Source organism: bacterium, assembly GCA_030685015.1.
Classification (GTDB): domain Bacteria; phylum CAIWAD01; class CAIWAD01; order CAIWAD01; family CAIWAD01; genus CAIWAD01.
In genome coordinates this window covers 100,478-106,477 of the sequence record JAUXWS010000041.1, presented here as the reverse complement: position 1 = coordinate 106,477, position 6,000 = coordinate 100,478, and the positions used below count along the sequence as shown (strand labels likewise).

At 65.5% G+C, this 6,000-nt stretch carries 6 protein-coding genes; 1 reads left to right on the top strand and 5 read right to left on the bottom strand.

Features of this window, described 5'->3' with window-relative positions; genetic code table 11:
- Positions 1-239: 239 nt before the first annotated feature.
- Positions 240-1,424, bottom strand: a complete 1,185-nt coding sequence (locus Q8O14_05190) for an ATP-binding protein (GenBank protein MDP2360131.1) — start codon at positions 1,422-1,424, stop codon at positions 240-242.
- 257 nt (positions 1,425-1,681) lie between these two features.
- Positions 1,682-1,903 carry a hypothetical protein gene (locus tag Q8O14_05185; protein ID MDP2360130.1) on the bottom strand — a complete coding sequence of 74 codons (222 nt, stop codon included), beginning with the start codon at positions 1,901-1,903 and terminating at the stop codon, positions 1,682-1,684.
- A 238-nt stretch (positions 1,904-2,141) separates the two neighbouring features.
- Between Q8O14_05185 and Q8O14_05180 the strand changes: the two genes are divergently transcribed.
- Positions 2,142-3,338, top strand: a complete 1,197-nt coding sequence (locus tag Q8O14_05180) for an ATP-binding protein (protein MDP2360129.1) — start codon at positions 2,142-2,144, stop codon at positions 3,336-3,338.
- Positions 3,339-3,377: 39 nt separating this feature from the next.
- Here the strand turns inward: Q8O14_05180 and Q8O14_05175 are convergent, their stop codons facing one another.
- The 3 genes from Q8O14_05175 to Q8O14_05165 form a co-directional block, all read right to left on the bottom strand.
- Entirely contained in the window at positions 3,378-4,076 is a 699-nt protein-coding gene (locus Q8O14_05175; protein MDP2360128.1) for a carboxypeptidase-like regulatory domain-containing protein, read from the bottom strand.
- Between the two features lie 229 nt (positions 4,077-4,305).
- Positions 4,306-5,373: an SUMF1/EgtB/PvdO family nonheme iron enzyme gene (locus Q8O14_05170; protein MDP2360127.1), complete on the bottom strand. Its 1,068-nt coding sequence runs from the start codon at positions 5,371-5,373 to the stop codon at positions 4,306-4,308.
- Between the two features lie 151 nt (positions 5,374-5,524).
- The gene (locus tag Q8O14_05165; GenBank protein MDP2360126.1) at positions 5,525-5,872 is read right to left on the bottom strand and encodes a toxin-antitoxin system HicB family antitoxin; all 348 of its coding nucleotides are present in this window, start codon (positions 5,870-5,872) and stop codon (positions 5,525-5,527) included.
- Between the last annotated feature and the right edge of the window lie 128 nt (positions 5,873-6,000).

Sequence of the window (6,000 nt, the reverse complement as noted above, 5' to 3'; positions counted from 1 at the left end):
AAGCCCGGGGGAAGCCCGGGGGAAGCCCGGGGGAAGCCCGGGGGAAGCCCGGGGGAAGCCCGGGGGAAGCCCAGGGGAAGCCCGGGGGAAGCCCAGGGGAAGCCCGGGGGAGGCCCTTGCCCGGCCGCAACACCGTGATTGCCCTCAAATGCGCACGCTCCACTACCCAATAACTCTGGCCGGTAGCCCCAAGGTCTCCCCGAGCACACACATCGGCAGGCGGCCATGGACTTCCCGCCTCAGCGGACCGGCGGTCTCCACTCGGGGATGGCACGGTGCATGAAGTCATCGAAAAGTGGGACAGTGAAGGCCGTCTCACCGTGAGTCGGGCTCCAGATCATGCCTTTCCGGATCAGTCCGCTGCGGAGCGGCGCGATGCTCTCCACAGTCCGTCCCAGGGTTGCGGCGATGGAGCCGGAGCGGTGGGGGCCGGGACCCAGTTCCGCCATGGCACGCAGGTAGTCCTGTTCGCGCGGCGTCAACCGGTCGAAGCGGACGCGGAAGAAGCTCCGGTCCAAGGCCGTGGTCGCCGCTTGGCCGGCGGCTTGCACGTCGGACAAGGTGATGGGCGAGGCCGCCGCGGCGTTCCATGAGTGCTTGCCCCATTCCTGCAGGAGATAGGGGTAGCCTTTCGTCACCGCCACAATGCTGTCCAGGGCGTCGGCCAGGATCTCAGCCCCCTCGTCGCAGACCGGCTGCCGGATTGCCAGCCGCGCCGCCTCGGGGACGAGTGCCCCGATGGTGGGAAAGTCGAAGAGGCGCTCGGCGTAGGACTTGGCATCACCGGCCAGGGCCGCGACTTGGGGCAAGCCGGCCCCGAACAGCACAACCGGCAGGCCCCGTTGGGAGATGGCATGGCAAGCGACGATGAGCGCCCGCAAATCCTCCTTTTGGAGGTACTGCACCTCGTCCACGAGGAGGGCGACGCTCGTCTCCGCGGCCTGGGCGGCCTGGCCAACGCTCAGCAGCAAGGCTGGGAGATCCACCTCGAGGTTGCCGCTGTCCGCCAAAGGCGGCTCGTTGACTCCCACTTCGACCTCGCCGATGGTGACCTTGAAGGCGCTGGCAAAGCCGCGTAGTGCGGCCATGGCGCGGGCGGCAGTGTCCTTGGCCCGTTCCACGCGGCTGAGACGCAGCAGCATGCCTTTCAGCGCAGGGGCGAGAAAGACCGCCAGCCGTTGCCCTTCCGGCGCCTCCAATGGTGCGACGTGGTAACCCAACTCCTCGGCCATCTCGCCGATGCGGTTCAACAGGACCGTCTTCCCTACACCTCGGAGCCCCAGCAACATCTGGCTCCGTTCCGGCCGGCCGGCGCGGATGCGGTAGAGCGCGATTCGGGCCGCCTCGATGACGGCGTCGCGGCCGGCCAGTTCCGGCGGGGGCGCCCCGGCGCCCGGTGCGAAGGGGTTCCGCAGAGGATCCATCTGGACTCCAGCGCTTCGTCGTTTGAGGAATCTATCGCGGTCTTACCAATCTATCGTGCCCTTGTGTGCGCAACCCTGCCCGATCCAATTATGGAAATCTTGCTTGATCTTATCCATCTATCGCGCCTTTTCGCCACGCCCTTCAGTGGTCGCCAGGCTGGCCTGGAGCTTTGCGGAGCTGAGCCTGTCCACTTCGGCACCCTTGTTGATCAGAGCTTCAACCGGCTGACAGTCTGGACCTGACGCCAGAACACTGGTTATCCGCGCAGCTTGTTCATGATCCCGATGATGATGACGGGAAACCAGAGGAACATGCCGATGCCGCCGACAATCAGACACCACCGGGCCTTTCCCATCCCCTGCAGCTCTCCTGCCGAGGCCGAGCTGTGGTGGCGGGCATTCAAGCAGTTGCGGAAGGCATCAAGCGAGCCGAAGCCGGCCAACCAAATGAGGGAGATGACGATGCCTCGGCCCAGCATCAGGTCCAGTTCGTACTGCCCGGAGGAACAGACGGGATGCGTTGTATTGTCGACCTGCAGAGCACCGCTGGAATCAGCCGCCTGGGGCTCCGGCTTCCTGACCAGCTCCTATCGATGCTTCCGGGTTGGCCGATAGCTTTGTGGTCTGACCAATCATCTGACCTGCGGCGACTCGATGGTTTTGTGAAATTCACCACTTGAACTTGCGATTTGCACATGGCCATCATAGTTTTGTGCCATGGTGACCCGCGACATCATTCCGGAGCTGCGGCGCGCCGCCGCTGAGTATCCCATCGTGACCATCACCGGGCCCCGGCAATCCGGCAAGACCACCTTGGCGCGTACCTGCTTTCCTGAAAAGCCGTACTACTCGCTGGAGAGTCCGGACACCCGCGCCGCCGTGGCGGCCGACCCCAGATCCTTCCTGGACCACCTCCCCGACGGCGCCGTACTGGACGAGGTGCAACGCCTCCCGGACCTGTTGTCCTACCTCCAGGAAGCGGTGGATGCGCAATCCGGCCGCGGCCTGTTCATTCTCACCGGCAGCCATCAGCCCCTACTGCAACAGGCCATATCGCAGTCCCTGGCCGGTCGCACGGCGGTCCTCCACCTCCTGCCCTTCAGCGTCTCCGAGCTGCGTCATTACGGCGCCCTGGACGACCCCTTCCCGCTCCTGGTCCGCGGTTTTTATCCCCGGCTTCACGAGGAGAAGCTGGACCCTCGCCGCTTTTACAGCAACTACCTGCAGACCTACCTGGAGCGGGATGTCCGCCTGCTGTTGAACGTGCGGGACCTGACCAGCTTCCAGCACTTCCTGGTGTTGATGGCCGGCCGGGTGGGCCAGCCGGCCAACCTTGCCGCCCTCTCCAGCGATCTGGGCCTGTCCGCCACGACCCTGCGCGCCTGGATTTCCGTTCTGACGGCATCCCACGTGCTGTTCTCCCTGCCGCCCTTTTCGGGGAATCTTCGCAAGCGGCTGGTGAAGGCGCCCAAGCCTTACTTCACCGACGTGGGACTGGCCGCCGCCCTGCTGGGCATCCACGACGGGACACAGGCCCTCCAGCACCCCCTGCGCGGCCCCTTGTACGAAAACATGGTCATCGCCGAAGTTCTGAAGGGAGCGGCCAATCGCGGTCTTCGTCCGGACCTCTCCTTTTATCGCGACTCCCATGGCAACGAGGTGGATCTCCTGGTGAGGGAGGCGGGGCGCCTGGTGCCGGTGGAGATCAAGTCCTCCGCCACCTTCTCCATCGATTTCCTCAAAGGCCTGGACCACCTGCGGGCCACCGGCCTGGAGGCCCTGGACCAGGGGGTCGTCCTGGCCAACTGCAAGGAAGACCTGCTGGTGAGGGGCATGCGTGTGATGAATCCCTGGCGGGTGGACAACCTGTGGCAGGCCCTGACCACACCCGCGCCATCCGCCGCCACAACGTGAATCAAGGTCAGGCGCCGCACCTGACTTCGCCAACCACCGTCACTGGATCGCGGTCACACGAAAGAGGCGGGTCAGATCCACCCCCGCCGGCAAGGGGGTCTCGTACTGGGTTTGGCCGGTGGTGGCCACAGGGCTCCAGTAGCCGTAGGGGTCCCAAGCGGCGCGGATGCGGTAGGTCGCAATGCCGGGCATGGGTTCCCAATCCAGGAAGCAGGCCTGGGAGGTCGCGGAGATGGTGAGACCGGTCACAGCGGGCGGGCGCACAGGCTCGAGCAGGATACGGTGGAAGGCCGGGCGGTGCTCCTCCACCTCGATGCCGGACACGTTGGCCGTGTGATGGCCGGGGTGCTGGGCGGACAACTGGTACCCTTCACCCACCGTCACCGGATCGAGCCGGAAGACGCCGTTGGGACCGCTGGCCACCGTTCCGCCACCGGGAGCCAGAACCAGCTGGGCACCGGGAATGGGCAGGCCGCTGGCCGTATCGCGCACATCACCGGCGAGGAAGGTCTCGGCAGGAAAGGCGGCGAAGTCGAACAAGTTGCCGACCCCGCTGGCCACCGCGCTGCAGCAGGGGTTCCAGGTATCCAGCACGAAGCTGGCCGTGGCACTGGCCCAGGGCACATTGGACGAGCCGACCGTGTCCATGTTGAATGAGCCGGAATCCCCGCTGTGCACGCCGCCGGCCAGGGCGGCCGCGGGCAGGAGGAAGCCGAGCCGCGCCTTGTGTGTGTACATGGTTGTGTTCACCTCTCTTCAGGACACCGGGCGACGGGTTCCACGAGCCGTCTATGAATGGATCTGTCGCGCAACCGCTGGTTGGCTCACGCCGATCAGGCCAACATCGGACAGGTCCTCATCCAGATCCGGCCGACGGCACGCGGCCTCGCTGCAGATTTGCCCCTTCACCCAAACTGATCTCGTGACACACTCCAAGCCCAAGGGCGAGGACCCAAGGGACAAAGGATTACGGAGTCCTGGCACAGCGGAAACCCAGGTTGTGGTAGCGGTTCGCGGGCGTGTAGCTGCCCCGAGAGGCACGTCGGGCGTTCGAACTGCCGTAGTTCCAGCTGCCGCCACGTACCACCCGGGTGGTGCCGGAGGCTGGTCCCTGTGGATTGGCGTAGGGTAAACTGCTGTAGTAACTGCTGGAGTACCAGTCGCTGCACCATTCCCAGACATTGCCCGCCATGTCCAGGCAGCCGGCGGGGCTGATCCCCGTGGTGTAACTGCCCACAGGCGCCGTGTAGGTAAAGCCATCCCCCGCCTCGGTGGTGTTGGCGTGGTGGATGGTACCACCGATCATGGCGTTGAACTGGTTGCCCCAGGGGTACAGGCGGTTGTCCACGGCGCCCTTGGCGGCGCGTTCCCATTCGGCCTCCGTGGGCAGGCGCTTGCCCGCCCAGGCGGCGTAGGCGGTGGCATCCGCCCAGTCCACCATGACGACCGGATAGTCGGGGTAGTTGAGGAAGTAGCTGGGCATGCCGGTGAAGCCGGGATCGGGCGGGTAGGCACGGCTGGTGGCGTCGCAGAAGATCTTGTACTCGTGGTTGGTCACCTCGTGGACATCGATCCAGTAGGCGTCCAGATAGACCGTGTGCTCGGGAATGGCGTCGCCGCCCACGGTCGTTGAACCCATCACGAATTCGCCGGCCGGCACCAGCACCATGTCCTGGGGCAGGCCGTCCACCAGACTGTGGGCCGTGACGCGCACCTGGGCGTTGGCCATATGGCGGTCGTAGTCCCGTCCGGCGTTCCACTGGATGGTCTTGCCCGCGCCGGGCAGGATGTTCGGGCCCGCATCGCCGCTCAGGGACCAGACCGGCACCAGCCAGGCGCCCATGTTGTCGCGGTCCACCCGCACGCTGATCCAGCAAGGCAGGCCCTCGTCCTCGGCCAGGTCGTAAGTGATCTGGATGATCTCGGTGCCGGGCAGTTGCTGGGCCGTCACATTGGTGACGCTGGGCTGGCCGGCCTGGGCCGCCTGGACGGACAGCAGCAGGCAGGCGCCGGCAAAAGGCAGCATTCCTTTCATTTCAACCTCGGCTTTTGGACTAGTGGTGCTGTGTGGAGTGGAGTTCCGGCGGGAGAGTGCTGCTCTTCTGGCTAAACAGCAAGGGCTTTGTGGTTGATGCTCAACTCTGTGCCAAGCCACGACGGCCCACGACGGCCCGGCGGCATGGCCGTCATGTCCGCCCAGATTCTCGCCGGCTCTTCAGCACCCTCACGCAGTAGCTGTTGAGGCTTTCCTTCACGCGCATGGCCTCAAGGGCCAGATCCTTGTGCAGGTCCGGCCCCAGGCGCATCACCAGTTTGCCGCTGTAGGTGCGGCCGGCCGTGGCGGGAGGCAGGGGGAGGCCATCTTCTTCAAGAGAGGCCAGCCAATCCTCGACGGCCTTGACAAGTCGGCGATAGACGAGAACCTCGTCGGGGCCATGCACGCCGCCCAGCATCAGGCCCGGACAGCTTCCCACATAGCACCCGTCCTCCTCGGACCACTCGACAAGCTTCAGGTACTGGTCACTCTTCTTCATTGCGCACCTCCGCCAAGGCCTGGAATGGCAGGGCGTCGTCGCCAGGCGCACCACTGATGGTGATCCGCCCGCCGCCCATCCCGCCACGCGACACGAAGCCGGCCCGGGCCAAATCCCGCAAAAGATCC